Genomic DNA, 25663 nt, shown 5'->3' on the forward strand with positions numbered 1-25663 from the left:
AAAAACCCGTCGCCGTCGCAGGCATCAGCAAAGACGACATGCGCACACAGGTCGGGGCGTAACTCCGTGGAAGCTCTGCGCGCCATTCTGGGGTCGGCTGCGACTTCTGACAAGATCATCGCTCTTTCCGAGGGCGATGATCCACGCGTTGTCAAAGGTGCCGTTCTTGCCGCCAAAGAAGGGCTGGGCAAAACCATTCTGGTGGGCGATCAGGCCAAGGTTAAGGCCCTGCTGGATACCCATGAAGGATATGATTCAGACCGGATCACCATCCACGACCCGGTTACATCGCCGCTGCGGTCCGAGCTTGCAGAGCTTCTGGTTGAGCTGCGCAAACACAAGGGCATGACCCTTGAGGTGGCGCAGGAGCAGGTCACCAACCGATTGGTCTATGCCGCGCTTCTGGTGCGGCATGGAGTTGCGGATGGCACCGTTGGTGGTGCGGTGGAAACCACATCTGACACAGTGCGCACGGCGTTGCAGATCATCGGCACCGCGCCGGGTGCAAAAATGGTGTCGTCATTCTTTCTGATGCTGTTCTGCCAGGATCATCACCCGGTCAAAGGCGCCTATGTCTTTGCTGATTGTGGCCTGGTCGTGGATCCCAACGCGAATGAAATGGCCGAAATCGCGCGCGCCTCGGCCCATTCCTACACGGCATTGACCGGCGATACCGCCCGGGTTGCGATGCTGTCTTTCTCGACCATGGGCAGCGCGAAACATCCCGAGGTGGAAAAGGTCGTCGAAGCGACAAAAATCGCCCGCACGGCGGACCCATCGCTGCTGATTGACGGTGAAATGCAGTTCGACGCGGCCTTTGTACCTGAAGTTGCCGCGAAAAAGGCACCGGATTCACCGGTCAGCGGCCAGGCGAATGTGTTCGTCTTCCCAAATCTGAATGCCGGCAACCTCGGCTACAAGATCGCGCAACGGATCGGTGGGGCCGAGGCCATTGGGCCCGTCCTGCAAGGGCTTGCCAAGCCTGCAAACGATCTGTCGCGAGGCTGCTCTGCCGAGGATGTCCTGCACATGATTGCGGTGACCATCGTTCAGGCGCAGCAATTGAATTCAGGAAATTAGCCTAGAGCCTTAGAATAACAGACAACAAGCATTCCGGTTTTCCGCAATTTATGGGAATAATTGGGTCACAAGCGACAGGGGCACATATGAACCAGCCAGTAATTGACACCTCTCCCAAAGTTTCCGACGAGGTTCGCAAGACGACCTGCTACATGTGCGCATGCCGCTGTGGCATCAACGTCCACATGAAAGACGGAAAGGTTGCCTATATCGAAGGCAACCGGGACCATCCGGTCAACAAAGGTGTGCTGTGCGCCAAAGGCAGCGCCGGGATCATGCAGGTCAACGCCCCGTCCCGCCTGCGTAAACCGCTGCGCCGGGTCGGCCCTCGCGGATCGGGCGAGTTCCGCGAGATCGAGTGGGACGAAGCCATCAGCACCGCTGTTGGCTGGATGCACGAACTGCACGAAACCGCACCGCAAAAGCTGGCCTTTTTCACCGGTCGCGACCAAAGCCAAAGCTTCACCAGCTTCTGGGCGCAGAATTTCGGCACCCCGAACTATGCAGCCCATGGCGGCTTCTGCTCGGTCAACATGGCCGCGGGTGGCATCTATACGATGGGCGGCGCGTTTTGGGAGTTTGGTCAGCCCGATTGGGACCACACCAAACTGTTCATGCTGTTCGGTGTGGCCGAAGACCATGACAGCAACCCGATCAAGATGGGCATCGGCAAAATCAAGGCGCGTGGTGCGCGGGTGATTGGCGTGAACCCTATCCGCTCGGGCTATAACGCTGTGGCTGATGACTGGGTCGGTATCACGCCCGGCACGGACGGGTTGTTCATCCTGTCTCTGATCCATGTGCTGATGAAGGCGGGCAAGATCGACCTCGACTATCTCAGCCGCTACACCAACGCTCCGGTTCTGGTGAATGCCGGAGAAGGGCCGGAAAAGGGTCTGTTCCTGCGCGATGCAGACGGCAAACCGCTGGTGATCGACCGCGCCACCGGCGAACCGACCGCGTTCGACAAACCCGGTGTGCGCCCCGACCTGTCGGCAACCTACGACAAAGACGGTGTCACCCACCGCCCAGTTTTCCATCTGATGGCCGAGAAATACCTCAGCGACGAGCACGCACCCGAAGCTGTGGCCGAGCGCTGTGGCATCTCTGCCGAGCGGATCCGCGCCATCGCCGCCGAAATCGCCCGCGTCGCCTTTGACGAAGCCATCGAACTGGACCATGAATGGACAGATTTCCGTGGTGAAAAACACAGCAAGATGATCGGGCGTCCGGTCAGCTTCCACTCGATGCGCGGCGTGTCGGCCCATGCCAACGGATTCCAGACCTGCCGCGCTCTGCATGTGTTGCAAATCCTGTTGGGCTCGGTCGAAGTGCCCGGCGGCTTCCGCTTCAAACCGCCCTACCCCAAACCGGTCGAAGCGCACCCCACCCCGCATGGGGACCGCCGTCCCGGCCGCCCGCTGAACGGGCCGCATCTGGGCTTCCCGCGCGGTCCCGATGATCTGTTGCTGGACGACGACAACAACCCCATTCGCATCGACAAGGCCTTCACCTGGGAAAACCCGATGTCTGCCCACGGGCTGATGCATATGGTGATCTCGAACGCGGCGGCTGGTGATCCCTACAAGATCGACACGCTGTTCATGTACATGGCGAACATGTCGTGGAACTCGTCCATGAATACGAAGGGCGTGATGGAGATGCTGACCGCCAAGGATGATGATGGCAATTATATAATCCCGAACATCATCTACTCGGATGCCTATTCGTCGGAAATGGTTGCCTATGCCGACCTGATCCTGCCTGACACCACCTATCTCGAACGGCATGACTGCATCTCGCTGCTCGATCGTCCGATCTGCGAAGCCGACGCGGCTGCTGACGCCATCCGTTGGCCGGTGATAGAACCCGACCGCGACGTGCGCGGGTTCCAATCGGTGCTGATCGAACTGGCCAACCGGATGAGCCTGCCCGGCTTTGTCGACGAAGACGGCAACCCGAAATGGAAAGACTATGCCGACTATATCGTCAACCATGAACGCCGCCCGGGCATCGGCCCGCTGGCAGGGTTCCGGGGTGAAAACGGCGACAAGGAAGGCCGAGGCGAGGTCAATCCCGACCAACTCGACCGCTATATCGAAAATGGCGGCTTCTACGTGGCCCATATCCCTGAAGGTGCGGATTACTACAAACCCTGGAACACAGCTTATCAGGATTGGGCTGTGGGTATGGGCATCTATGACAGCCCACAGCCCTATTTGTTCCAGCTTTACTCCGAACCGATGCGCAAATTCCAGCTGGCCGCCGAGGGTCATGGCGACCGCCAGCCCCCCGAACATCTGCGCCAGCGGATCAAGGACAAGATGGACCCGCTGCCGATCTGGTATGAAACCGACCAGCAGGGCAACGAAGGCTTCACGGTCAACGCGCTGACCCAACGCCCGATGGCGATGTATCACAGCTGGGGCACCCAGAACGCCTGGCTGCGGCAACTGCACGGACGCAACCCGCTTTATGTGCCGACCAAACTGATGCGCGAACACGGGTTGAAAGATGGCGACTGGGCCAAAGTGACCTCACCGCATGGTGAAATCACCGTCCCGGTCATGGAGATGGCGGCGCTGAACGACAACACCGTCTGGACCTGGAACGCTATCGGCAAACGCAAAGGCGCCTGGGCTCTGCAAGAAGACGCGCCCGAGGCCACCAAAGGCTTCCTACTGAACCACCTGATCCACGAGCTTCTGCCGTCCAAGGGCGATGGTATGCGCTGGGCCAACTCCGACCCGATCACCGGCCAGGCCGCCTGGTTCGACCTCAAGGTCAAAATCGAAAAGGCTGCTGCTCCGGCGGATGTGGAAAGCCAACCCGAATTTGGCCCGATCAAGTCTCCGGTAGGTACTGGGCCCAAGGATCTGGCTTGGAAGGTGGGCAAATGACCCTGATCTGCCTTTCTCCTGTTCAAAAAACCTCGGGGAGCGCGAGGGCCTGGCCCCTCGCTCCGGCCCCGCTCACCATAGCGGAGACTTCCTGACATGACCCAACTTCCCCAATCCACCGAGCGCAAGATGGGTCTGGTCATCGACCTGGACACCTGCGTCGGCTGCCATGCTTGCGTGATTTCCTGCAAAGGCTGGAACACTGAAAACTACGGCGCGCCTCTCTCGGATCAGGATGCCTATGGCGGGAACCCGTCAGGCACCTTCCTCAACCGTGTGCATTCCTACGAAGTGCAGCCCGCCGACGGTCATGCCCAACTGATCCACTTCCCCAAATCCTGCCTGCATTGCGAGGACGCGCCCTGCGTCACCGTCTGCCCCACCGGGGCCAGTTACAAGCGGGTCGAGGACGGGATCGTTCTGGTCAATGAAAGCGACTGTATCGGCTGCGGGCTTTGTGCCTGGTCCTGCCCGTATGGTGCCCGCGAACTGGACATGGCCGAAGGGGTGATGAAGAAATGCACCCTCTGTGTCGACCGAATCTACAACGAAAACCTGCCCGAGGTCGACCGGGTACCCTCTTGCGTGCGCACCTGCCCCGCGGGCGCGCGCCACTTTGGTGATCTGGGCGATCCCGACAGCGATGTCAGCAAGCTGGTGGCTGAACGGGACGGTATGGACCTGATGCCCGAGATGGGCACCAAACCCGTCAACAAATACCTGCCGCCGCGCCCCAAGGACACGGTCGAAGACCAGATCGATATCCTGGCCCCGTTGCTGGCGCCCGTCGCAGAAGAGCCGAAAGGCTTTTTGGGCTGGCTCGACAAGACGCTGGAGAAAATCTGATGCATCCCGCACCTTCCGTTATCATCTTCACCACCCTGTCTGGTCTGGGCTTTGGCCTGCTGTTCTTTCTGGGCCTCGGACAGCCCGCCGTGACCGGTTTTGTAGCCTTTATCTTCTACGTCATCGCCTATGCGCTGGCTGTCGGCGGCCTTTTGGCCTCGACCTTTCACCTCGGCCATCCCGAACGGGCCTGGAAAGCATTCACCCAATGGAAATCCAGCTGGCTCAGCCGCGAAGGCGTCTGTGCCGTGGTGGCATTGGTGGTCATGGGGCTCTATGCGCTGGGCGCCGTGTTCCTGGGCAGCCACTGGAACCTGCTGGGCTGGATCGGTGCGCTTTTTAGCCTAGCCACCGTGTTCACCACCTCGATGATCTACACCCAGCTCAAGACCATTCCGCGTTGGAACATGGAGCTGACGCCCGCGATGTTCCTGTCTTTCAGCCTTGCAGGTGGTGCGCTGCTGTCTGGTGCCGAGGCCTTGGCGCCTTGGCTGCTCGCCATCGCCGGTGCCATTCAACTGGCCTATTGGGCCAAGGGCGACGGCGCTTTCGCACGGTCCGGCACCACTCTGGGCACTGCCACCGGCTTGGGCCTGCGTGGCGACGTGCGTGCCTTTGAGCCGCCTCATACCGGAACCAACTATCTGCTGCGCGAGTTCGTGCACGTCGTCGGACGCAAGCACGCCCAAAAGCTGCGCATGATCGCTTTTGCGCTGGCCTTTGTCCTGCCCCTGCTGCTGATCCTGATCCCCGCTTCGGGGGTTGTGATTAAGCATTTCCTTGTGCTTCTTGCGGTGGCATCACATCTGGCCGGGGCCATGGTCTCGCGATGGCTGTTCTTCGCGCAGGCCGAGCATGTTGTTGGCCTCTACTACGGAAAACGCTGAAGGGGGCTCTGCCCCAGCCGCGGCAAGCCGCGCCTCCCCCGGGATATTTTGGGCCAGATGAAGTTTGGATCCTGCCAATAAAAAAGGGCGGCGCTCGGGATCGAGGCCGCCCTAACCTGTTGGATCAGATGGATTCAGATCAACCCAGCATGCGACATCGCGGCATCAATAGCCGCTGTGGTGCTGTCTTCCAGCTCGGTCAGAGGGGAACGGACTTCGGTGCTGCACAGACCCAGTTTGCTGAGCGCGTATTTGGCGCCGACCAAGCCGGGTTCGATAAAGATCGCTTCGTGCAGAGGCATCAGTTTGTCCTGATAGGCCAGCGCTTTGGCATAATCGTCATCGAGCGTGGCCTGCTGGAATTCGGCGCAGAGTTTCGGGGCCACGTTGGCCGTGACCGAGATACAGCCGACGCCGCCATGGGCGTTGAAGCCCAACGCCGTGGCGTCTTCACCCGACAACTGGCAGAAATCAGGACCGCACGTGGCGCGCTGCTGGCTGACGCGGGCCAGATCGCCAGTGGCATCCTTGACGCCGACGATGCGCGGCAGCTTTGCCAATTCACCCATCGTCGCCGGCGTCATGTCGATAACCGAGCGTCCGGGGATGTTGTAAATGATGATCGGAATATCCGCGCAGTCATGCAGCGCCTGAAAATGCGCGATCAGGCCTTTCTGCGTCGGCTTATTGTAATAGGGCGTCACGACGAGGGCCGCAGCAGCACCCGCCTTTTGCGCGAACTGAACGAATCGGATCGCTTCAACAGTGTTGTTCGACCCTGCCCCGGCGATCACCGGAACCCGGCCTGCTGCGGCCTTCACGACCTCGGCGATCACGGTCTCATGCTCATCATGGCTGAGCGTTGGGCTCTCTCCGGTGGTGCCAACAGGAACCAGCCCGGTCGAGCCTTCTTGAATCTGCCATTCCACCAAGTGTTTGAGCGTGTCCAGGTCCAACTCGCCGTTGCTGAACGGGGTGACGAGGGCTGGCATCGAGCCTTTGAACATGGGTCGCGCTCCTTGAGGTGCGGGTTGCAAAATTACGTCTGTGCCGCCGCTGGTCTTGCCATTGTGAGTTGATCCCGGCGGCGCAAGGTCTATCCTGAATGGCTCTATCCTTGGTTGGTTAGGAAATGCAAGGGATGACACGCTTTCTGGCCGTTTTGACGGCAGTGATTATGTTGGCAACCACGCTGTCCCAGCCCGCGCGCGCGGATGCGGTGGGGGATTTGCGGGCCGGGCTGTCCGAGATGCGCAAGGGGGACTGGAACGCAGCCCTGCGCGTTTCAGGCAAACGCGGATCGGTTTCGCGTGACATTATTGTCTGGCATTGGCTGCGCGAAGGGTTTGGCAGCTCGGGCGATGTGTTGGTCTTTCTGGAGCGCCGCCCGGATTGGCCCGGGCTGGCCTGGCTGCGCCGGAAGAGCGAACCGGCCTTCACCAATGGCGATCCTGACCGCGTAATCGCATTCTATGCAGACACCCCACCGCAAACGGCAGAAGGCGCGCTGAACTATGCTGTGGCGTTGCTGGCCAAGGGCCGACGCGGCGATGCCGAAGCCGACATCGTTACCGCGTGGCGGACCATGCCCATGGGGGCCGGTTTGCAAAAGAACTATATCGAGAATTTCAGCACGCTCTTGAAACCGCATCACGAGGCGCGCCTGGACCGGATGTTGTGGGATAACCACTTGGTCAGCGCGGGGCAGATGTTGCCCTTGGTCAGTTCCGATCAGCGCAAACTGGCCGAGGCCCGGATTGCCTTGCAGAAACGGCAGCCCGGTGTTGATGGCAAGGTCGCGGCGGTTCCGAAAGCTCTGAAATCCTCTCCGGGCCTGGCGTTTGACCGTTTTGTCTGGCGCGATCGGAAAGAGCTGGATGACAGCGCCATTGATCTGATGCTGGCGCGCTCCACAGGGCCGCAAGCACTGGGCGAGCCGGACAAATGGGCCGAGGGTCGGCGTCGTTTGGCCCGCCTGGAGATGCGGAGTGGCAAGTACAGTCGTGCCTATGAGGTCGCCGCCAATCACCACATGACCCCGGAAATGGGTTATGCCTATGCGGATCTGGAATGGCTGGCCGGGTTCCTGGCACTGCGACGGTTGAATGACCCGGCGACAGCAGTGCGACATTTCCAGAATTTTTCGGATGCGGTAGCCTCGCCGATCTCGAAGGGTCGGGGTGGGTATTGGCTGGGCCGTGCCTATGCCGCGCAGGGCGATGCGGAAAAGGCCTACGACGCCTATGCGATGGGCGCGGATTATCAGACGTCGTTCTATGGCCTTTTGGCGGCTGAAGAGATCGGACGCCCCTTTGATCCGGCGCTGGCCAATCCACGCCGTGCACCGCACTGGAAACAGGCCAAGTTCGCCGATTCAAGCGTGTTGGAGGCCGGTCTGTTGCTGCAACGGGCCGGAGAGGACAATCTGGCAGAGCGGTTTCTGACCCATCTGGTTGAAGAGCTTGATCAGATCTCAGCCGAGCAGCTTGGCGACGTGGCTTTGGAACTCAAAGAACCACATTTGGCGGTGATGATTGCCAAGCGCGCGGCACGGACGGGCATTGTTCTGCCCGCAGCTTATTATCCGGTTCACCCGGTGGCCGATCTGAGCCTGCCGATGGCCGAGGAAATGACGCTGGCCATTGCGCGACGCGAAAGCGAGTTTGATCCTGTTGTGATCAGCGGTGCGGGCGCGCGGGGGTTGATGCAAGTCATGCCAGCCACAGCCAAGCTGGTCGCGGGTGAGTTGGGCATCCTCAGCCGTCACAAAACCGGGCGATTGACCTCGGATTGGGAATACAATGCCAAGCTTGGGGCGAATTATCTGGCCAGCCTTGCTGCAGATTTCAACGGGAACGTTGTCATGATGGCCGCCGGTTACAACGCCGGCCCGCGACGTCCGATCTCGTGGATGCAGCGCTTTGGTGACCCGCGTGCGGGTGCGGTGGATATCGTCGACTGGATCGAGTTCATTCCGTTCTCGGAAACCCGAAACTATGTCATGCGAGTGGCCGAAAGCCTGCCGGTCTACCGCGCGCGTCTGGGTAAACCTGCCTTGCCCGTTCCCTTTTCGCAGGAACTGACCGGCTCAACCTTGGCGGCGTTCGCGCCATAGGGTGAAAAGACCAGCGGCGATGACCAAAGCTGCGCCTGCGATCACTGCCGGTCGCAGCACTTCGTGGAAGATAGTGATCCCCAGAATTGCGCTCCAGAGCAGGTGAAAATAGGCAAAAGGTTGAACGGCGCTGGCTTCGGCCATGTCATAGCATTTGATCAGCAGCCAATGCCCCAGAACGCCCAACACGCTTAACAGACCCATCCACAGCCAATCTGCGGGAACCATCGGCTCCCAAAACCATAGGCCTATTGTGGTCATGGCGATGGCTCCGGCGATGCCGGTCCAGAACAGGCTGGTGGTGGTGCTGTCCCGGCGCGCTGCATAGCGGGTCAGAAGGCCATAGACGGCAAACATCAAGGCCGAGATCAGGGGGATCACCGCCCAGGGGTTAAAGACACCCATGCCGGGTTGAAGGATGATCAGAACGCCAACGCAACCGACACCAATCGCGGCCCAGCGCCGCCAGCCCACCTTTTCGCCCAAAATGGGCCCGCTCAGCGCGGCGACCAAAAGCGGATAGCAGATGAACACCGCCTGGCTTTCGATCAGCCCCAATATGGTAAAGGCATAGACCGCCACACAGACCTCACCCGCCAGCAACACACCCCGCGTGATTTGCAAACCCAGCTGTCTGGTGCTGGCGGTGGCACGCAGCCCACCTTGTCGGCGCATCGCCAACGCAATGACAAAAGCCGCAAAGAACCAATAGCGGATCATCACCACCATGTAGGTGTTATACGTCCCCGCCAGATGGCGCGAGATACCGTCTTGCAGCGCAAAGACGACCGTCGCCCCGATCATCAGGGCGATACCGGCGCTGACGTTGTTTTGCTGCGTCATGGCTTGACCGCTTGGGTCATGTGCCGTTTACGCCCATAACCCGGGCTGCGGGTGACGGCAAAGCCTGCATCCTGCAACCCCCGGCGCACAAACCCCGCCGCTGTATATGTGGCCGCCGTCCCTTTGGCCCGCGTGTGACCATAGACCTGCTGCATCAGGTCCTCGCCCCAAAGCTCGGGGTTCTTGGCCGGGGAAAATCCATCCAGAAACCACGCATCGGCTTGACCTGACCAAGCTGGCAATTGCTGCCGCGCGTCGCCTTCAATGACCGTGAGCCTGAGCGTTCCCAGATCGCAGGTCCCACTTTTCCATGCGCCCAGAAACCTTGCGCTCCAAGGCTGTAATTCGGGAAAGGCCTGCAAAGCGCGGGCCATGTCGACCGGGGCCATCGGGAGGGCCTCGAAACTGGTGAAGTGCAAGGCACCGGTCTGGCCCGAGCTCTCCCACGCTGACCAGGCGGTCAGCATGTTCAATCCGGTGCCAAAGCCCAGCTCGGCAATATGGAAGCCGGGTTCAAAACGCGCTGGCAGATCATTGCCCGCCAGAAAGACGTGCCGCGTTTCCTCTAATCCGTTCTGCAACGAGAAATAGGGGTCGTCGAACCGATCCGATACGGGGATCCGATCCTCTTTCCACGACAATTCGGCATGCTGGTCTGCCATCGGGTAATCCTGTAGCTAAGCGGCGCGACACTGAACAAGGAAAAGGGGTTTGGCAATGGTCGATGTGACGGTGCGGGGCGCGGGTATCTTTGGCCTGTCCATCGCCTGGACCTGTGCCCGGCGCGGGGCCCGGGTTCGAGTGGTCGACCCCTTTGGCCCGGGCGCGGGCTCCAGTGGCGGTTTGGTCGGCGCTTTGACCCCGCATGTGCCCGAGAACTGGAACGCCAAGAAAGCCTTTCAGTTCGAAAGCCTTATCATGGCCGAATCCTTCTGGCAGCAGGTCGAAGAGACAGGCGGTGTCTCGGCCGGCTACGGGCGTCTTGGGCGGCTTCAACCGATTGCGGATGCGCGCGCGCTTGGGCTGGCGCGGGCACGAGCCGAAACCGCCGCAACCCTGTGGCAGGGCAAGGCCGATTGGCGCGTGGTTGCGGCAGAGGATTTGGGCGCGTGGTCGCCGCCCAGCCCGACGGGATATATCATTCTCGATACGTTGTCGGCCCGCATGCACCCGCGCCGTGCCTGCGCTGCGCTGGTTGCGGCGTTGACCGTGATGGGGGTTGAGGTGGTGGCCGAGGCCCCTGATGCCGGGCACATCATCCACGCCACTGGCCTTGCCGGGTTGCAAGAGCTGAGCCAGCATTTTGGCAAGACGGTCGGCAACGGGGTCAAAGGTCAGGCGGCGCTTTTGCGCTTTGACGCCGGGTGCGTGCCGCAGATCTTTGCCGACGCGATCCATTTTGTGCCTCATGCGGACGGCAGTTTGGCTATCGGATCGACCTCAGAGCGTGACTATGACGACCCGCAAAGCACCGATGACGCGTTGGACACGGTCATCGAACGCGCCATGCAGGCGGTTCCGTTGCTGCACGGGGCCGAGGTCATCGAGCGTTGGGCGGGAGTACGCCCGCGCAGCAAAAGCCGCGCCCCGATGCTGGGTGCACACCCTTTGTATCCCGGTCAGTTCATCGCAAATGGCGGTTTCAAGATCGGGTTTGGCATGGCCCCCAAGGTGGCCGAGGTGATGGCGCATCTGGTTCTGGACGGCAAAGATGCGATCCCCGAAGATTTCAGGCCCGAAGCCTCACTCTGATTGCGCGATGGCCAACATGCACTGCCGCCCATCCGGGCCACGCACCCAGAATTCATCCCCGTTTCGACACAAGGTCGCGGACTGAAAATGCATAAGCGGTGACGAGGCGCGAAACAGAAACTGCGTCAGCGGCCCCATCAACTCGGTCGCAAACAGCATCAGATGCTGCGCCAATAGCGGGCCATGCACGACCAGACCCTCATAGCCTTCAACATCCTTTGCATAATCGGCGTCATAGTGAATGCGGTGACCGTTGAATGTCAGCGCCGAATAGCGAAAGAGCAGCGTTGTACTGAACTCGACCTGCCGACTGTCTGTCTCGTCCGTTCGCGCAACAGGCGGTTCGGGCGCGGTGCCCAAGGCATCTTCGCGGTAGACCAGATCCTGCCATTCGGTGACACGTACCGCGCCCGCCTGCCAGATGGCATGGCGCAGGATCACGAACCCCAGGGGGCCCGAGCGACCCATCTTGGTTTCGGTGCTGTCGACGAACGAACGCCGCTCGGCCGGAACGCCCGCCAAAAGGGGGGCGTGAAACTGCAATCGACCGCCCGCCCACATCCGCCGTGGTAAGCCCATGTCGGGGATCATCCCCTCGCCCACGCGGGGATGCCCATCCCGACCCAACCGATGCGGTGGCTGTGGAGACCAGAAATACAGCTGGTGGAAAAAGGGTGGCAACGGCGAGCCCTCGGCAACCGTAACCTCCAGCCCAAGCGCGGCCTGCAATGCAGCGGCGCGGGCCGGGTCCATCACGTCATGCTGAATTTCACTGGGTTCAGACTGCGTCATGACCGCAGCCTAGGCCCCGTGAGGCGACGCGGCAAGCGTGGATCAGAAACCAGCCTCGGTGCGCAGTTTTTGCATCAATGTCTGCAACGCGTTTTCATATCGCTCGCTGGACAAACGCCCCTGGTCATCAAATTCGTTGGAACTGTCGGCCAGATGAATCTCGGGGCCCTGAAGGATACGGGGCTGGAACGGTACCATATAGGACCGCAGAACCATTTGCGCCCGTTCCCCTCCTGCGCGCCCAGCCGCAGCGGACATGACCGCAACCGGCTTGTCTGCCCAGGGCCGCCCTTTGGTGCGGCTGACCCAATCCAACGCATTCTTCAGCACGCCCGACGGGCCCTTGTTGTATTCCGGGGTCGAGATAATCACCGCATCCGCCTGCGCAATCTGGTCTGCAAGCACTTGAACCTTCTCGGGCACACCCTGGCCTTCTTCTAGGTCACCATCATAGAGCGGCAAATTCAGATCAGCCTCGATATAGGTGCCAGGATCGAACAGCCGCGCCGCCTCGCGCAGCAGTTTGCGATTTGTTGCGTTCTGGCGCAACGAGCCCGACAGGGACAGCAAGGTCGGTTCAGACATTCAGAAAATCTCCATCCTTTGGGTCAGACCCAATTTATCCGTCTTGCCACAGAACCATAGTGCTGCCAGCGCGCAGTCAATGTGCAAAAGCAAAGGGCCGCAGATTGCGGCCCCGGAAACGCGTTTTCGGCTGCTGTTTAGGCGTTCGGCACGACCACAATTTCGACGCGACGGTTCTGCGCCTTGCCTTCCGGGGTCAGGTTGGACGCAATCGGGTTGTTTTCACCCTGACCCACGGTGGTTATCCGCGAAAAGCTGACGCCATTGGCCTGCAAAATATCAGCCACGGCGTTGGCACGGCGCTCGGACAGACCAAAGTTGTAAGACGCGTCGCCGTCACTGTCGGTATGGCCGATGATCTGAACGTTCGAGTTGGGATAGTTGACCAGATTCTGCCCCACCTTCACCAGATCCGCGCGCAAAGCCGGGCGTACCGTGGCACTGTCAGTATCAAAGGTGATGTCATTGGGCACAGTCACGATCAGCCGGTCGCCAGCGTTGACGATGGTGATCCCATCATTGGCCAGCTGCTGACGCAGCTCAGCTGCCTGTCGGTCCAGTTGGTTGCCGATCAGACCGCCGCCCGCAGCGCCGATGGCCCCACCGGCCAAAGCGCCCAACAACGGATCAGAGTCATTGGCGATTGCGCCAACTCCCGCCCCGATCAACCCACCTAAAACTGCCCCTTGCTTGGCGTTCTGGTTCGGATCACCCGGGGCCGTCAACGTGCCCGGGTCGGTACAGGCTGCCAGAAAAAGGGTCGAACACAGACCTGCTGTCAAAATACTCTTGGAAATCGCCATGGTGCACCTTCTGCTCCTGAACCCGTTTTTTCGGGTTTGCTTCGTTGCAGAACGTATAACACGCCTGATGTAACACGGCTCAAGCAACAATTGCTTGAGATCGGCGAAACATTGCCCGTCAGGCCGCACCAGTGATCTGATCCTCCCGATCCTGTTCCTGCCAGATATTGCGCAAAGCCTGGCCCTGACCACAGAAATACGCGTCGATCAGTGTACAGCCCCAAACCCGATCCGTCCGAAAATGCCGAAATCCATTGCGTAATTCGCACCATCCGGCCAGCAAGGTGCATTCAATGTGATAGATCAGCGCCACCGGGCGCACGACCCGCTGCGTGCGTTCACCCTCTGCGTTGACATAGGTCAGCTGCAACTTTTGCTCAGCGCGGATAGCCTCACGATAGGTCGCAATCGTCACGCACCCCTTTGCCGGATCATCCAGCGGAGCGCCCCAGGTCGCAACCTGAAGCCAGTCCGCAGGGTCCCGCAAAGCCTCGATCTTGCGGCAAACGCGATCCGCCGCCTGTTGCAATGTACTGTCACCCGTGCGCGCCAGCATCGACAGACCGACCCACAGCGCCTCAACCTCTTCAGCATCAAAATTCAGCGGCGGCAGATCGTATCCCCGCCGCATCAGATATCCCACACCGGCCTCGCCTTCGATTGGCGTCCGCTGCGCCTGAAGCGCTGCGATGTCACGATAGACAGTCCGCACTGACACTTCGAGCTTTTCTGCCAATGCCTCGGCGGTGACAGGCCGGTCTGCGGCGCGCAAAATCTGAATGATTTCAAATAGTCGTGTCGAACGGCGCATATCGATCTCCTTACAGACTGCTGACAGTCTAGCACACCCCCCTGACAGGGGGGTGTCAGCAGTGATGCGACAATCTTTGTTCCAATACATAGAGGAGACCGCTAATGCCGAGCCGCGACAATCATGTGATGATGACATTGAAACTGGACCGCTGGGCGCAGGATCACACCCTGCGCGCATACGAGGTAGAGCGGGAATTGGCCGCCGCCCGCCAACGCCTTTCGCACCGACCGCAACAGCGCCGATGGCGCCTGTCGCTGGGGAACCTCAAGATGCTATGGGGTCACTAAAATCAGAACGGCGCAGAAGCGCGGAATTTCATCGCAACCCCGCCTTCCGGGTTCTTCAGACGCAGTTCCTCGGAATGCAGCATCAAGCGTGGGAACGCTCTGGCGGGGCCTTCCGCATAGAACGGATCGCCCAAAATGGGATGCCCGAGCGCCAGCATATGGACGCGCAGCTGATGCGACCGCCCGGTCTTGGGAAACAAGCGCACGCGCGTTGACTCAGGCTCATATTTCGCCACACGCCAATCGGTCACAGCTGTTTTGCCTGTCTCTTGGCACACCATCTGGCGTGGCCGGTTTGGCCAGTCCACGATCAACGGCAGATCGACCGTGCCTGCCTTTGGTTCTAAACGCCCCCAGACCCGCGCCACATAGGTCTTGCGGGTCTGCCGGTTCTCAAACTGCAGTCCCAGATGCCGCTGCGCATGCGGGGTCTGAGCAAAGACCATCACGCCCGACGTGTCGCGATCCAGACGATGTACCAACAAGGCCTGCGGAAATGCCGCTTGCACACGCGTCAGCAAACAATCCGCCAGATGTGCGCCACGCCCCGGCACCGACAGCAAGCCAGAGGGCTTGTTGATAACGATCAGCTGGGCATCTTCATGCAACACGTCCAGAGGTGTCTGAGGAGGATCATAGGGCTCGTTCATGCGCGCCTGCCTAACCCAGGCAGCTTCCTCCCGCAACGTCGTCCTTGTCTGCAGGCGCGGGTTCAGCAACTCTGACACCAATCAAAGGGAGAGACACATGCACCCGACCATCGTCCGTATGCAAGAGGTCGTCGCCAAAGGCGACGAAGCCCTGATCCATGCGCTTTTGGCCGAGGATGTCAGGTTTTCACCGCCCACCTATTACAGCACATGGACGGGTCGCGCACCGGTGGCCGCCGTCTTGGGCCATGTGGGTCAGGTGTTTTCCGACTTCCGCTATCGCCGGATCATGGGGGACGGGCTGGATTGGGCGCTGGAATTTCAGTGCAAGGTTGGTGCATTGGATGCCGTTGGCGTCGACCTGATCACCCTGAACGACGACGGTTTGATCCAAGAGTTTGAAGTGGTCATGCGTCCCTACAAAACGATCGGCGCCCTGCGCGAGGCTATGATGGCGCGGGTCATGAAAGACGCGCGCTTTCTCAAGTTCAAAGATGCTCTAAGCTGATCATGCCGGGCCCAATAGCCGCCGATCAGATCCTGCGCCTTCCGCTGCTGCCCGTTCTGCTGGCTCAGGCTTTCTTTGTGCGCCGGAATGCCTCCTTACTGCCCGAACCAACTGGAATGCGATCTGGCCGCTCGGGCCGCGGTCCACGATTGCGCCTGCTTGTCGCAGGGGACAGTTCCGCTGCAGGCGTCGGAGCCGGTACTCAGGCGCAGGCACTCTCTGGGCAGTTGGTTGCGGCGCTTGCGCCCCGCTATACGGTTGAATGGAGGGTCGAGGCGACCACGGGCCACACAACCCAGGACACGCTGGCGCGGTTACAAACCCTTGATCACGCATTCGACGTGGCCGTTACGGCCCTGGGTGTGAACGATGTGACCCGCGCTGTCTCACGCCGAGAATTCGAGCGCAATCAGACGCGACTGCTGGCGCATTTGACCAAGAAGATGGCCGTACGACGCATTATTGTCACTGGCGTCCCAGAGATGCAGCGCTTTCCCGCCCTGCCGCAGCCTTTGGCTTGGGTGCTGGGACAACAGGCTGCGCGGCTGGATCGCGGCTTGAAAACTGCCATCGCCAAATTTCCCCAAGCCTGCCACCTGCAGCTGGATCTACCCGAGGATCCATCACTCGCAGCACCTGATGGTTACCACCCTAGCCCCAGAGCCTACCACTTGTGGGCACAACAGGTCGCGCATCTCATTCAGGTTTGAGCCCGCATTTGCCGGATCATCGGGATGGAATAGACCAGCAAGCCCGCCCAGATCAGCGGAAAGGCAATCATCCGCCCCAGATCGATCTTCTCGCCAAACAGGGTAATCGCAGTCATGAAAATCATCGTCGGCGCGATGTACTGAAGAATACCAATGGTGGACAACCGCACCAGCTTGGCTCCGTTTGCGTAAACAAGCAAAGGCACTGCCGTCACGATACCGGCCGCGGCCAGCAACAGCGTGTCATTTGCACTTGCTCCGAAATGACCCTCGCCTTGCAGGGTCAACCAACTCACATAGGCCAATGCCGGGATTAGAAGGATCAGAACCTCCAGCAAAAAGCTCTGATTTGGGCCGATCGGCAAGGAACGTTTGAAAAAGGCATAAAAACCCCAGCTCAACATCATTCCCAAGGCGGCCCAGGGCAGCGTTCCGGCCTCGACGATCAGAACCAGAACGCCCAGCGCCGCAAGGCCCACAGCAATCACCTGCGTCCGGTTCAGAGTTTCACCCAAAAGAACCGCGCCGAGTGCTATGCTGAACAAGGGGTTGATGTAATATCCAAGCGCTGCGTCCAATGCATGCCCGCTGGTGACAGCCCAGACATAGATTGCCCAGTTCACCGAGATAAGCGCCGCCGTCAGGCACGCCATCGCCAACATCCTCGGATCACCCAGCGCCGCTTTCAGATCTTTGGTGCGTCCCAAAAGGATAAGCAACATACCTGCCACCGGCACCGACCAGATGATCCGATGCGCCACAACCTCATAGGGTCCGACATGAGACAATGCTTTCATATACAGCGGTAAAAAGCCCCAAAGCACATACGCCGTCACCGCAAGTGCCAAGCCTTTTGGTGTATCGGTATTTTGTGGCTGCGTCGCAGCGTCGACCATTGCAGATCTCCGATTGATATAACCTGTCTTTAGGCAATCGACGCATGTTTGAAAACTGCGGAAACCGTGAAGACACCCTTCACAAATCCTGATCAATTCCAGGAAGGGCAGGAAAGAAGCTCAATCTTTTGCGAGGCTCTGCCTCGCGCTCCGAGGTATTTGGAAACAGAAGAAATATGGATCCCCTGCTTCTTCTGTTTATAAATACCTCGGGGGAGTCGCGGACTACCGCGACGGGGGCAGAGCCCCCGCCACCGGGTCAAAGTTTCACACGTTCTGATTTTGGGTCATACATCGGCCGCAACGACACTTCGGCCTGCACCTTCACACCACAAACATCGATCTCATAACCTGAGGCGAGGACATCCGCCGCTGACTCTCCTTCGCAAGGGACATAGCCCAGCCCCACAGCGGCGCCCAGTGTGTGACCGTAATTTCCCGAACTCAGGTAGCCGACATACTCCCCGTCGCGCAGAATCGGTTCGTTGTGGAACAAGAGTGGTTCTGCATCGGTCAGTTTGAACTGAACAAGACGGCTCTTGGGCCCGCGTTCCTTGCGTGCAATCACCGCGTCCCGACCAATAAAATCACAACCTTTATCCACCTTGACCGCAAAGCCCAGCCCGGCATCCACAACGTGATCTTCACATGTGATGTCATGGCCAAAATGGCGAAAGCCTTTCTCGATCCGGCAGCTGTCCATCATGTGCATTCCGCACAGCTTCAGCCCCATGTCCTGCCCTGCCTCATGCAAGGTTTCAAAGACATGTCCCGCCATATCGGATGAGACATAGATTTCCCAACCAAGCTCGCCAACATAGGTCACGCGATGGGCGCGGGCCAGACCCAGGCCAATCTCTATTTCCTGCGCGGTGCCAAACGGGTTGGATGCGTTCGTGAAATCGTTGGGCGACACTTTCTCAAGCAGCGCCCGGGCGTTTGGCCCCATGACCGCCAGTACACCTTCACCCGCCGTGACATCCGTGATGACAACGTTGAAGCCATCGGAATGGCGCCGCATCCAGGTTTGATCCGCCAGCCGGGTCGCTGCGGGGGTGACCACCAGATAAGCGATCTCGGACAAGCGCGTGACCGTAACATCCGCCTCAATCCCACCGGAGCGATTGAGGAACTGGGTATAGACGATCTTGCCGATGGGCACCGAGTAGTCGCCACCGCCGATATAGTTCATGAACTTTTCAGCGTCCGGTCCTTCAACACGGATTTTACCAAAGGACGACATGTCGTACATGCCCACATTCTCGCGCACGGCCCTGTGCTCGGCTGCCGAGTTCTCAAACCAGTTCTGGCGTTTCCAGCTGTAGCTATAGGCGCGCTCCTGCCCCTCATCAGCAAACCAGTTGGCCCGTTCCCAACCCGCCAGCTCACCCATGACCGCGCCATGGTCCAGCAAATGTTGATGGAAGGGTGTGCGCCGCACACCCCGCGCCGTTGCTTTCTGGCGATAGGGGAAGTGATCGGCATAGAGCAGGCCCAGCGTCTCTTTGGACCGCTCGTACAGATACTTTTTGTTGCCCTGAAACGGTTGCATCCGGCTGATATCAACATCGCCCAGATCAAACGGCTTTTCGCCCGTGTCCATCCATTCCGCCAGCGCCATACCGGCGCCGCCTGCGGATTGGATTCCGATCGAGTTGAACCCGGCGGCAACCCAGACATTGTCCATCTCGGGAGCCAGACCCAGATGATACGCATCATCGGGGGTAAAGCTCTCGGGGCCGTTGAAGAAGGTGTGGATCCCAGCTTCGGTCAATATCGGCATCCGTTCGCAAGCGGCTTCGAGGATCGGTTCGAAATGGTCGAAATCTTCGGGCAGTTGGTCGAACTCGAAACTATCCGGGATCCCGTTCGCGGCCCAGGGTTTGGCATCGGGCTCAAACGCGCCCAGCAGGATTTTACCGGCATCTTCTTTGTAATAGGCGCATTCGTCCGGCACGCGCAGGACCGGCAATTGGGTCAGGCCATCGATATTTTCAGTGACGATGTAGAAATGCTCACAGGCGTGCAGCGGCACGTTGACACCCGCCATGCGGCCAACTTCATGCCCCCACATGCCCGCGCAATTGACCACCATATCGCATTCGATATGGCCCGAGACGCTGCCGTCATCGGCGATCCAATCTACGCCTGTTACCCTGCGCCCTTGTTTGACGACCTCTGTGACCTTGACGCGTTCCTTCACCACTGCGCCCCGCTGCCGTGTACCTTTGGCCAGCGCCAGGGCGATATTTGCCGGATCCCCCTGCCCGTCCAGTGGCAGATAAACCGCGCCCTTGACCCCATCGAGATTGAGGTGCGGATAAAGCTCTTGCACGCGTTCGTTCGATATCTCCTCGACCTCGACACCAAAGGCGCGGGCCATGGCGGCCTGACGATAAATCTCTTCCTTGCGCTCTTCGGTCAGGGCCACGGTGATCGAACCCACACGTTTGAAACCGGTCGCAACACCGGTTTCTTCCTCGAGCGAGCCGTAAAGTTCCTGGCTGTATTTCGCCAGTTTGGTCATGTTCGCCGTCGCGCGCAGTTGCGCAATCAGCCCTGCTGCATGCCATGTTGTACCGCTGGTCAGTTGCTTGCGTTCAAGAAGAACGACGTCCGTCCAGCCCTTCTTGGTCAGGTGATAGGCGACCGAACATCCGATGACGCCACCACCGATGATGACCACGCGGGCCTTTGCGGGAAGATCGACCATCCTGAACACTCCACATCATTTGGTTTTTGCCAATCTGCCACGGATAGGCGTCATAAAATCCATCAAAAACGTCAGGGCGTCCGCAATAATCACCGATCTGCGGCGCTGCGACGTTTGCGTCGGTGCGCGAAAGGCGTTGTGCCGTAAACAGCTTTGTAGACGCTTGAAAACCCGTTGGGAAAGCCACAGGCCATACCGATCTCGCGCACGCTGAGTGTTGTGTTCACCAACAGGTTATTGGCCTGCGCCAGCCGCATTTCGCGGTAAAACCCATTGGGAGTGGTGCCAAGATAGGATTTAAACTTGCGTTCCAACGACCGGTTGGACAGGCCAAGGGCCGAGACGATCTCGTTTATCGGGATCGGATCTTCAATATTGGTCTGCATGATCCGAATGCATTGATCCAGCGCCGCATCCCCCGTCGCGGTGGATTTCACACCGGAAAATGGCTGCATCGACCCGAAGTCCCGGATGTTTTCGTGCAGCATGATATCCGCAACGGTCAGTTTGGACGCGCCTGAGATGTGCCAGCCGATAACCTCAAGTGCAACGTCAACAGTGGCCCCCATTCCCGCGCAGGTCACCACCGGGCCATGCTGGGTGGCAATGGTAAAATTGGCGTCAAACCCGGCGTTCCGCTCACGCAGGAATGAGGCATTTTCCCAATGGGTTGCGTGGTTTTCTGCGCCTTTGTCCTTGATATACCTGCTGGCCGCCTCGGCCAACAGGAACACCCGCGCATTGCGATGGGTATAGTCAGATATCACCCGGGTCAGGGACAGATCGGGATGGTCCGGGTCGGTGTTGCCAATGACAAACAAGTAATCGGCTTTGGGCGATGCGCTGACAGAAACCGTGTCAACCCAAGCCTCGGCGCTGCTGGCAACCGGACCACCTTTGGTCGAGACGTAACGGAAGGAAAAAGGCGGTTGCGCGCAGACCCGGTTGGCGATGCGCAGAACATCGACAATTCCGGCCAATTCACTCAGAACAAAGCCCGAGGTGACAAGAATGTCGAAATGTGCCTGCCTATCGTCTTGGGAGTGCGTCACACCACGCCTTTCCTGTCAGACAATACGATGGCCAGCCGCGCGAAGACGCTTGGCCAGTGTTTCGATGTGATCGGGACCAACTTCGCAGCATCCGCCCACAATCGTCGCCCCTTGCGCAACCCAGGCCATTGCGTGATCGGCATAAGCCTCGGGGCCAAGATCGTGACGCTGCTCTAACGCGTCAACCGTTGGCGCGTCTTCCAGAAAGCCTTGTGAGATTTCCGTAAAGCCATTGGCGTAGGCGCCAAAAGGGCGACCCAAACCTGCAAGGATATCCAGCGCCGCAGGAATCGCTTCGGGGCGGGAACAGTTGATCAACACCACCTCGGGCGCAAAGCGGTCCAATACCGGTGCGATCTGAACCAGGGGCTCGCCGGAACGCAGCCGGGTGCCGTCATAATCCTGAACCGACAGGGCCAGCCAAACGGGTTTGCCGTGGTTGGCCGTGCCGCGCATGGCTCCTTCGGCCTCTTGCACGGATGACACGGTTTCAATCAGGAACAGGTCTACCCGGTCGGCCATAAGCACCGCCAGCTCACCAAACTTCACTGCGGCGTCGTCCGGGTCGGGGTTGAGGTCGGGCCGGTAGGTCGCCAGAAGTGGCCCCAACGATCCGGCGATACGCCCACCCGTTCGATCCCGCGCATGTTCCGCCTGCGACAACGCGGCATTGATCAGATCGGGCAACTGGTCTTCCATTCCGACCCGCTCAAGGCGCGATCTGTGAACGGCATAAGTGTTTGTGGTCGCGACAGTGGCCCCACGCTTGAAGTATTCCGCATGCACGTCGCCCACCAGATGGGGCATTTCCATCATCACTTGCGTCGACCAAAGCGGCGTAGGCGTCTTGCCGCTGCGTTTAACCAGCTCCTGTCCGATTGAGCCATCCAAGAGAGTGATATCTGCCATGTTCCACGTTCCTTAGGGGATCAATACCAGTTTTCCCGGCAACGCCTTGGATTGGAAGTCTTCCTGCGCGCGGGCAATCTGTTTCAAGTCATAGGTTTTCGAGATCAAGGGCCTGATCCGCCCGGCATTCATCATCTCGACCAGTCGGCCAAAGACGTCAAACGCCTGATGTGTGCAGCCGTGGATGGTGATGTCACGCAGGTATATGTCGCGCAGATCAGCCTGCACAATCGGTCCTGCAATCGCGCCCGAGACCGCATAGTGACCGCCGGGCTTCAATGCCAGGATCAAGCCGGGCCATGCCGTACCACCGACAACGTCGATCACGACGTCAAACATATCCGCTGGTAACGCGGCGTCGCGCCCAAAGGTTTCAACCGCGCCTTGGCTTTGTACCACTTCAGCTTTGGATGCGCTTGTTACGCCCCAGACCGACGCCCCCCGAAGCGTTGCCAATTGCACCGCCGCCAGGCCAACGCCACCCGACGCGCCGGTGACCAAGACTTTTTGGCCCGCGGTTACACCGGCCCGGGTCAGCAGATTCTCGGCAGTGCCAAACGCGCACGGAATGGCGGCGATTTCCACGTCCGAGAGGGGAGAGGCCGAAACATCATAGAGATCCGAGGCCTCGACCAGACAATACTGGGCAAAGGCGCCGTCGATCTCGGACCCTAGCGCAACAAACCCCGTCGGGTTGCCGGGACGCGGGCGCGGTAGGTTGATCGGACAGGTCACGCGCTGGCCGGGTTGAAACCCGGTCTCGAGCCCCGCAACCTCGACGATGCCACACAGATCGCCACCCTGAATGCGCGGGAATTGCAAGGCCCCGCCCCAGCCACCGGCCTCGACTTCCTGATCCACCGCATCGGTCGCGCCAGTCACATCCGACGAATACCAACCGACCCGCGTGTTGATATCCGTGTTGTTCACTCCCGCAGCCGCAACCCGGACCAGCACCTGACCATGCCCCGGTTCTGGCACTGGAATATCCTCGCGCCATTCCAAGGCTTCTGGCCCGCCGTGGCGGGTCAGATACACACCCTGCATGGTGCTTGGCACAGCCATTGTCAGGCCCGCAGACGTTCGTTTGCAGGATCCCACAGCGGTTCGTCCTTCTGGACCACGGCGGGGAATTTCTGGCCGTAGATCTCGACTTCCAACGCGGTGCCGGGATTGGCAAGCTCGGCCTTGACCATGCCCAGCGCAATGGACTTGCCGACACGATATCCCCACGCGCCCGAGGTCGTCTCACCCACGATCTGATCACCTTGCCAGATGCACGACATATAAGGCGCGTCGCAATCGCCAGCCTCGACCGTCAGAGTAACAAAGGCTTTCTTCACACCCTGCTGTTTTTCGTTCAGGATCGCGGCCTTGCCCGGGAAATCCTGCGGCTTGTCCAGCTTGACGAACCGTTCCAAACCACCTTCCAACAGCGAATAGTCGGTCGACAGATCACCCTTCCACGCGCGGTAGCCCTTTTCGATGCGCAGCGAGTTCAGCGCGTACATGCCGAAAGGCGTGGCCCCAGCATTGTGGATCGCATCATAGATCGCAGGCATATCGGCGTTCAGCGCGTGCACTTCCCATCCCAGCTCTCCGGCAAAGGAAACGCGGATCAGATAGGCGGGCTGCCCCGCCACCGTCGCGGCCTGATGGGTCAGCCAGCCCAAGGACAGGTCGGCATCGGTCAGCCCCGACAGGATGTCGCGCGATTTCGGGCCGGTCACGATCAGCGTATCGCGGGTCGTGGTGACATCCTCAACGCTGACGCCTGCGGGCATGGCGGCAACAAGGATATCCCGGTCGTGCCATTGGGCGGTGGCGGCGGTGATCATTACAAACTCATCCTCGCCCAAACGCATGCAAGACATCTCGGTCAGGATGCGGCCACGGTCGTCCGCGATATAGACGAGGTTAATCCGACCCACTTTGGGCAGACCGCCCGTGACCAGACCCCGCAGCGCCTCAGCTGCGCCGTCGCCCCTGACCATAAAGCGCGAGAAACCCGGCAAGTCCAACACGCCGCAGTGATCGCGCACGGCCTCGCATTCTTCTTTGATCCGCTGCTCCCACGGGCCCGAGCGGCCCCAGGTGTGGGTTGCCTCCAGCGAGGTATCGTCGCCCGGTTTGGCGAACCAATTGGCGCGTTCCCACCCGTTATAGACGCCCATCACACCGCCCAGTTCCTTGACCTTGTCATGCACTGGCGACAGTTTCTTGTCCCGCGCAGCGGGCCATTCGTGATGGGGGAAATGCATGGCATATTCGTTGCCATAGACCTCCATACCCTTTTGGTTGCAATAGTCCTGATCGGTGTAATCGGTATAGCGGCGCGGATCGACAGCCCACATATCCCATTCGGTTGCGCCATCGACGATCCATTCCGCCAGCACCTTGCCTGCGCCACCACCCTGAGCGATGCCAAAGGTGAAGCTATGCGCCTCAAACGCATTCTGGACGCCCGGCATCGGCCCGATCAGCGGCAAACCGTCCGGCGCATACGGGATCGGCCCATTGATCACGCGACCCACGCCCGAGGTCGCCATCAGCGGCACCCGCTCCATCGCGTCGGTGACGATATCCTCGATCCGGTCCAGATCGTCATTCCACAGCTGGAACGAGAAATCCTCGGGCATCGGATCGTCTTCGGTCATCCAGTGGCCTTTGCAGTTGGGCTCATAGGGGCCGAGGTTGAACCCGTTCTTCTCCTGCCGCAGGTAATAAGAGACATCCACGTCGCGCAGCAGCGGCAGCTTGCCACCATGTTCCTTGGACCAGGCCTCGACCTCAGGGATTTCGTCGGTCAGCAGATACTGGTGGCTCATGACCATCGCTGGCACTGTGCGTCCGCCGAAGGGTTTGAACCATTCGCCGACACGCTGCGCATAGTAACCGGCGGCGTTCACAACATAGTCACAAGCGATATCGCCCTTGTCGGTGTGCACGGTCCAGGTTCCATCTTTATGCTGAGTCACCCCAGTGGCCGGACAGAAACGAATGATCTTTTGCCCCATATCGCGCGCGCCCTTGGCCAGCGCCTGTGTCAGCTGTGCCGGGTCGATATCGCCATCGGTCGGGTCATAGAGCACGCATTCAAGGTCATGGATCTCGAGGAACGGATAGCGTTCCTTGGCCTCTTCCGGGGTCCACATCTCCATCGGTATACCCTGATAACGGCCCATGGACATGGCGCGTTCGAACTCTTGCATGCGTTCCTTGCTATGCGCCAAGCGGATCGAGCCCGAGACATGGTAGTTCATCGGATAATCAACCTCATCCGCCAGCCGCGAATAAAGCTCGGTCGAATAGCGCTGCATGTTCATGATCGCCCAAGAGGTCGAAAAGGTCGGCACATTGCCTGCTGCGTGCCAGGTCGAACCTGCCGTCAGCTCGTTCTTTTCCAGCAGCACGCAGTCGGTCCAGCCCTTCTTGGCCAGATGATACAGGGACGAGGTCCCCACCACGCCGCCGCCGATGATCACCACGCGGGCTTTTGTCGGAAAGTCACTCATGTTTCA

The 25663-nt window shown here is 59.8% G+C and carries 23 protein-coding genes; 9 read left to right on the top strand and 14 right to left on the bottom strand.

All coding sequences use genetic code 11. The annotated features are described in order from the left end of the window. The 4 genes from pta to GOX45_RS12195 all read left to right on the top strand — a co-directional run. On the top strand, positions 1–1080 hold a 1080-nt coding region (gene pta, locus GOX45_RS12180), incomplete at its 5' end, for a phosphate acetyltransferase (RefSeq protein WP_371808975.1). A gap of 86 nt (positions 1081–1166) precedes the next feature. Further along, the gene (locus tag GOX45_RS12185) at positions 1167–3980 is read left to right on the top strand and encodes a molybdopterin oxidoreductase family protein (RefSeq protein WP_171101264.1); all 2814 of its coding nucleotides are present in this window, start codon (positions 1167–1169) and stop codon (positions 3978–3980) included. A 96-nt stretch (positions 3981–4076) separates the two neighbouring features. Further along, positions 4077–4826, top strand: coding sequence for a 4Fe-4S dicluster domain-containing protein (locus tag GOX45_RS12190; RefSeq protein ID WP_171101267.1), 750 nt, complete (start codon positions 4077–4079; stop codon positions 4824–4826). Beyond that, complete coding sequence (locus GOX45_RS12195; RefSeq protein WP_171101269.1) at positions 4826–5713, top strand: DmsC/YnfH family molybdoenzyme membrane anchor subunit; 888 nt, start codon at positions 4826–4828, stop codon at positions 5711–5713. Before GOX45_RS12190 ends, GOX45_RS12195 begins: the two co-directional genes overlap by 1 nt. 134 nt (positions 5714–5847) lie before the next feature. On the opposite strand, the gene dapA is transcribed toward GOX45_RS12195, so the two are convergent. Beyond that, complete coding sequence (dapA, locus tag GOX45_RS12200; protein WP_171101271.1) at positions 5848–6720, bottom strand: 4-hydroxy-tetrahydrodipicolinate synthase; 873 nt, start codon at positions 6718–6720, stop codon at positions 5848–5850. A gap of 134 nt (positions 6721–6854) precedes the next feature. On the opposite strand from dapA, the gene GOX45_RS12205 reads away from it, so the two are divergent. Beyond that, positions 6855–8828, top strand: a complete 1974-nt coding sequence (locus GOX45_RS12205) for a lytic transglycosylase domain-containing protein (RefSeq protein WP_171101273.1) — start codon at positions 6855–6857, stop codon at positions 8826–8828. Here the strand turns inward: GOX45_RS12205 and GOX45_RS12210 are convergent. Further along, positions 8802–9671 carry a DMT family transporter gene (locus GOX45_RS12210; RefSeq protein WP_171101275.1) on the bottom strand — a complete coding sequence of 290 codons (870 nt, stop codon included), beginning with the start codon at positions 9669–9671 and terminating at the stop codon, positions 8802–8804. The two genes, GOX45_RS12205 and GOX45_RS12210, sit on opposite strands and share 27 nt — an antisense overlap. After that, positions 9668–10333 (bottom strand): tRNA (5-methylaminomethyl-2-thiouridine)(34)-methyltransferase MnmD, encoded by a 666-nt coding sequence (gene mnmD / locus GOX45_RS12215; protein WP_171101277.1) that lies wholly within the window; start codon positions 10331–10333, stop codon positions 9668–9670. Before mnmD ends, GOX45_RS12210 begins: the two co-directional genes overlap by 4 nt. A 55-nt stretch (positions 10334–10388) precedes the next feature. Between mnmD and GOX45_RS12220 the strand changes: the two genes are divergently transcribed. Then, positions 10389–11423: an FAD-binding oxidoreductase gene (locus GOX45_RS12220; protein ID WP_171101278.1), complete on the top strand. Its 1035-nt coding sequence runs from the start codon at positions 10389–10391 to the stop codon at positions 11421–11423. Here the strand turns inward: GOX45_RS12220 and GOX45_RS12225 are convergent. From GOX45_RS12225 to GOX45_RS12240, 4 genes are all read right to left on the bottom strand, one after another. Further along, a complete protein-coding gene (locus GOX45_RS12225; RefSeq protein WP_171101280.1) occupies positions 11415–12215 on the bottom strand; it encodes an acyl dehydratase in 801 nt (266 codons plus the stop codon). The genes GOX45_RS12220 and GOX45_RS12225 overlap by 9 nt on opposite strands. A 42-nt stretch (positions 12216–12257) precedes the next feature. Next, positions 12258–12800 carry an NADPH-dependent FMN reductase gene (locus tag GOX45_RS12230; protein ID WP_171101282.1) on the bottom strand — a complete coding sequence of 181 codons (543 nt, stop codon included), beginning with the start codon at positions 12798–12800 and terminating at the stop codon, positions 12258–12260. Positions 12801–12937: 137 nt separating this feature from the next. Further along, positions 12938–13603, bottom strand: a complete 666-nt coding sequence (locus GOX45_RS12235) for an OmpA family protein (RefSeq protein WP_171101284.1) — start codon at positions 13601–13603, stop codon at positions 12938–12940. Between the two features lie 118 nt (positions 13604–13721). After that, positions 13722–14414 carry a YafY family protein gene (locus GOX45_RS12240; RefSeq protein WP_171101286.1) on the bottom strand — a complete coding sequence of 231 codons (693 nt, stop codon included), beginning with the start codon at positions 14412–14414 and terminating at the stop codon, positions 13722–13724. A gap of 104 nt (positions 14415–14518) precedes the next feature. On the opposite strand from GOX45_RS12240, the gene GOX45_RS12245 reads away from it, so the two are divergent. Beyond that, on the top strand, positions 14519–14704 hold the full coding sequence (locus GOX45_RS12245) for a hypothetical protein (protein ID WP_171101288.1): 186 nt from the start codon (positions 14519–14521) through the stop codon (positions 14702–14704). Between the two features lie 2 nt (positions 14705–14706). Here the strand turns inward: GOX45_RS12245 and GOX45_RS12250 are convergent, their stop codons facing one another. After that, positions 14707–15354, bottom strand: coding sequence for an RluA family pseudouridine synthase (locus GOX45_RS12250; protein WP_171101290.1), 648 nt, complete (start codon positions 15352–15354; stop codon positions 14707–14709). A gap of 97 nt (positions 15355–15451) precedes the next feature. Here GOX45_RS12250 and GOX45_RS12255 point away from each other — a divergent pair, with 97 nt between their 5' ends. Together GOX45_RS12255 and GOX45_RS12260 are read left to right on the top strand one after the other, a co-directional pair. Beyond that, entirely contained in the window at positions 15452–15862 is a 411-nt protein-coding gene (locus tag GOX45_RS12255) for a nuclear transport factor 2 family protein (RefSeq protein ID WP_171101292.1), read from the top strand. A 2-nt stretch (positions 15863–15864) separates the two neighbouring features. Then, positions 15865–16572 carry an SGNH/GDSL hydrolase family protein gene (locus GOX45_RS12260; RefSeq protein WP_171101294.1) on the top strand — a complete coding sequence of 236 codons (708 nt, stop codon included), beginning with the start codon at positions 15865–15867 and terminating at the stop codon, positions 16570–16572. Here the strand turns inward: GOX45_RS12260 and rarD are convergent. The 6 genes from rarD to GOX45_RS12290 all read right to left on the bottom strand — a co-directional run bounded on the left by rarD (position 16563) and on the right by GOX45_RS12290 (position 25657). Next, complete coding sequence (gene rarD / locus GOX45_RS12265; protein ID WP_171101297.1) at positions 16563–17468, bottom strand: EamA family transporter RarD; 906 nt, start codon at positions 17466–17468, stop codon at positions 16563–16565. The genes GOX45_RS12260 and rarD overlap by 10 nt on opposite strands. A 259-nt stretch (positions 17469–17727) precedes the next feature. After that, complete coding sequence (locus tag GOX45_RS12270) at positions 17728–20181, bottom strand: FAD-dependent oxidoreductase (RefSeq protein ID WP_171101298.1); 2454 nt, start codon at positions 20179–20181, stop codon at positions 17728–17730. 89 nt (positions 20182–20270) lie between these two features. Then, positions 20271–21233 carry a helix-turn-helix domain-containing protein gene (locus GOX45_RS12275; protein ID WP_171101300.1) on the bottom strand — a complete coding sequence of 321 codons (963 nt, stop codon included), beginning with the start codon at positions 21231–21233 and terminating at the stop codon, positions 20271–20273. A 15-nt stretch (positions 21234–21248) separates the two neighbouring features. Continuing rightward, on the bottom strand, positions 21249–22142 hold the full coding sequence (locus GOX45_RS12280) for a homocysteine S-methyltransferase family protein (protein ID WP_171101302.1): 894 nt from the start codon (positions 22140–22142) through the stop codon (positions 21249–21251). A 12-nt stretch (positions 22143–22154) separates the two neighbouring features. Then, the gene (locus tag GOX45_RS12285) at positions 22155–23201 is read right to left on the bottom strand and encodes a zinc-binding dehydrogenase (protein WP_171101693.1); all 1047 of its coding nucleotides are present in this window, start codon (positions 23199–23201) and stop codon (positions 22155–22157) included. An 8-nt stretch (positions 23202–23209) separates the two neighbouring features. Further along, entirely contained in the window at positions 23210–25657 is a 2448-nt protein-coding gene (locus GOX45_RS12290; RefSeq protein ID WP_171101304.1) for an FAD-dependent oxidoreductase, read from the bottom strand. Positions 25658–25663: the final 6 nt, after the last annotated feature.

The organism is Ruegeria sp. HKCCD7255, from assembly GCF_013031565.1.
Classification (GTDB): Bacteria; Pseudomonadota; Alphaproteobacteria; order Rhodobacterales; family Rhodobacteraceae; genus Ruegeria.

Excerpts from the sequence above, each read along its gene's own strand:
- GOX45_RS12270 (WP_171101298.1), bottom strand. The coding sequence starts at position 20,181 with ATGGTCGATCTTCCCGCAAAGGCCCGCGTGGTCATCATCGGTGGTGGC.
- GOX45_RS12205 (WP_171101273.1), top strand. The coding sequence starts at position 6,855 with ATGACACGCTTTCTGGCCGTTTTGACGGCAGTGATTATGTTGGCAACC.
- rarD (WP_171101297.1), bottom strand. The coding sequence starts at position 17,468 with ATGGTCGACGCTGCGACGCAGCCACAAAATACCGATACACCAAAAGGC.
- GOX45_RS12230 (WP_171101282.1), bottom strand. The coding sequence starts at position 12,800 with ATGTCTGAACCGACCTTGCTGTCCCTGTCGGGCTCGTTGCGCCAGAAC.
- GOX45_RS12280 (WP_171101302.1), bottom strand. The coding sequence starts at position 22,142 with ATGGCAGATATCACTCTCTTGGATGGCTCAATCGGACAGGAGCTGGTT.
- GOX45_RS12220 (WP_171101278.1), top strand. The coding sequence starts at position 10,389 with ATGGTCGATGTGACGGTGCGGGGCGCGGGTATCTTTGGCCTGTCCATC.
- GOX45_RS12245 (WP_171101288.1), top strand. The coding sequence starts at position 14,519 with ATGCCGAGCCGCGACAATCATGTGATGATGACATTGAAACTGGACCGC.
- GOX45_RS12255 (WP_171101292.1), top strand. The coding sequence starts at position 15,452 with ATGCACCCGACCATCGTCCGTATGCAAGAGGTCGTCGCCAAAGGCGAC.
- GOX45_RS12210 (WP_171101275.1), bottom strand. The coding sequence starts at position 9,671 with ATGACGCAGCAAAACAACGTCAGCGCCGGTATCGCCCTGATGATCGGG.
- GOX45_RS12290 (WP_171101304.1), bottom strand. The coding sequence starts at position 25,657 with ATGAGTGACTTTCCGACAAAAGCCCGCGTGGTGATCATCGGCGGCGGC.
- GOX45_RS12195 (WP_171101269.1), top strand. The coding sequence starts at position 4,826 with ATGCATCCCGCACCTTCCGTTATCATCTTCACCACCCTGTCTGGTCTG.
- dapA (WP_171101271.1), bottom strand. The coding sequence starts at position 6,720 with ATGTTCAAAGGCTCGATGCCAGCCCTCGTCACCCCGTTCAGCAACGGC.
- GOX45_RS12240 (WP_171101286.1), bottom strand. The coding sequence starts at position 14,414 with ATGCGCCGTTCGACACGACTATTTGAAATCATTCAGATTTTGCGCGCC.
- mnmD (WP_171101277.1), bottom strand. The coding sequence starts at position 10,333 with ATGGCAGACCAGCATGCCGAATTGTCGTGGAAAGAGGATCGGATCCCC.
- GOX45_RS12225 (WP_171101280.1), bottom strand. The coding sequence starts at position 12,215 with ATGACGCAGTCTGAACCCAGTGAAATTCAGCATGACGTGATGGACCCG.
- GOX45_RS12190 (WP_171101267.1), top strand. The coding sequence starts at position 4,077 with ATGACCCAACTTCCCCAATCCACCGAGCGCAAGATGGGTCTGGTCATC.
- GOX45_RS12250 (WP_171101290.1), bottom strand. The coding sequence starts at position 15,354 with ATGAACGAGCCCTATGATCCTCCTCAGACACCTCTGGACGTGTTGCAT.
- GOX45_RS12235 (WP_171101284.1), bottom strand. The coding sequence starts at position 13,603 with ATGGCGATTTCCAAGAGTATTTTGACAGCAGGTCTGTGTTCGACCCTT.
- GOX45_RS12260 (WP_171101294.1), top strand. The coding sequence starts at position 15,865 with ATGCCGGGCCCAATAGCCGCCGATCAGATCCTGCGCCTTCCGCTGCTG.
- GOX45_RS12185 (WP_171101264.1), top strand. The coding sequence starts at position 1,167 with ATGAACCAGCCAGTAATTGACACCTCTCCCAAAGTTTCCGACGAGGTT.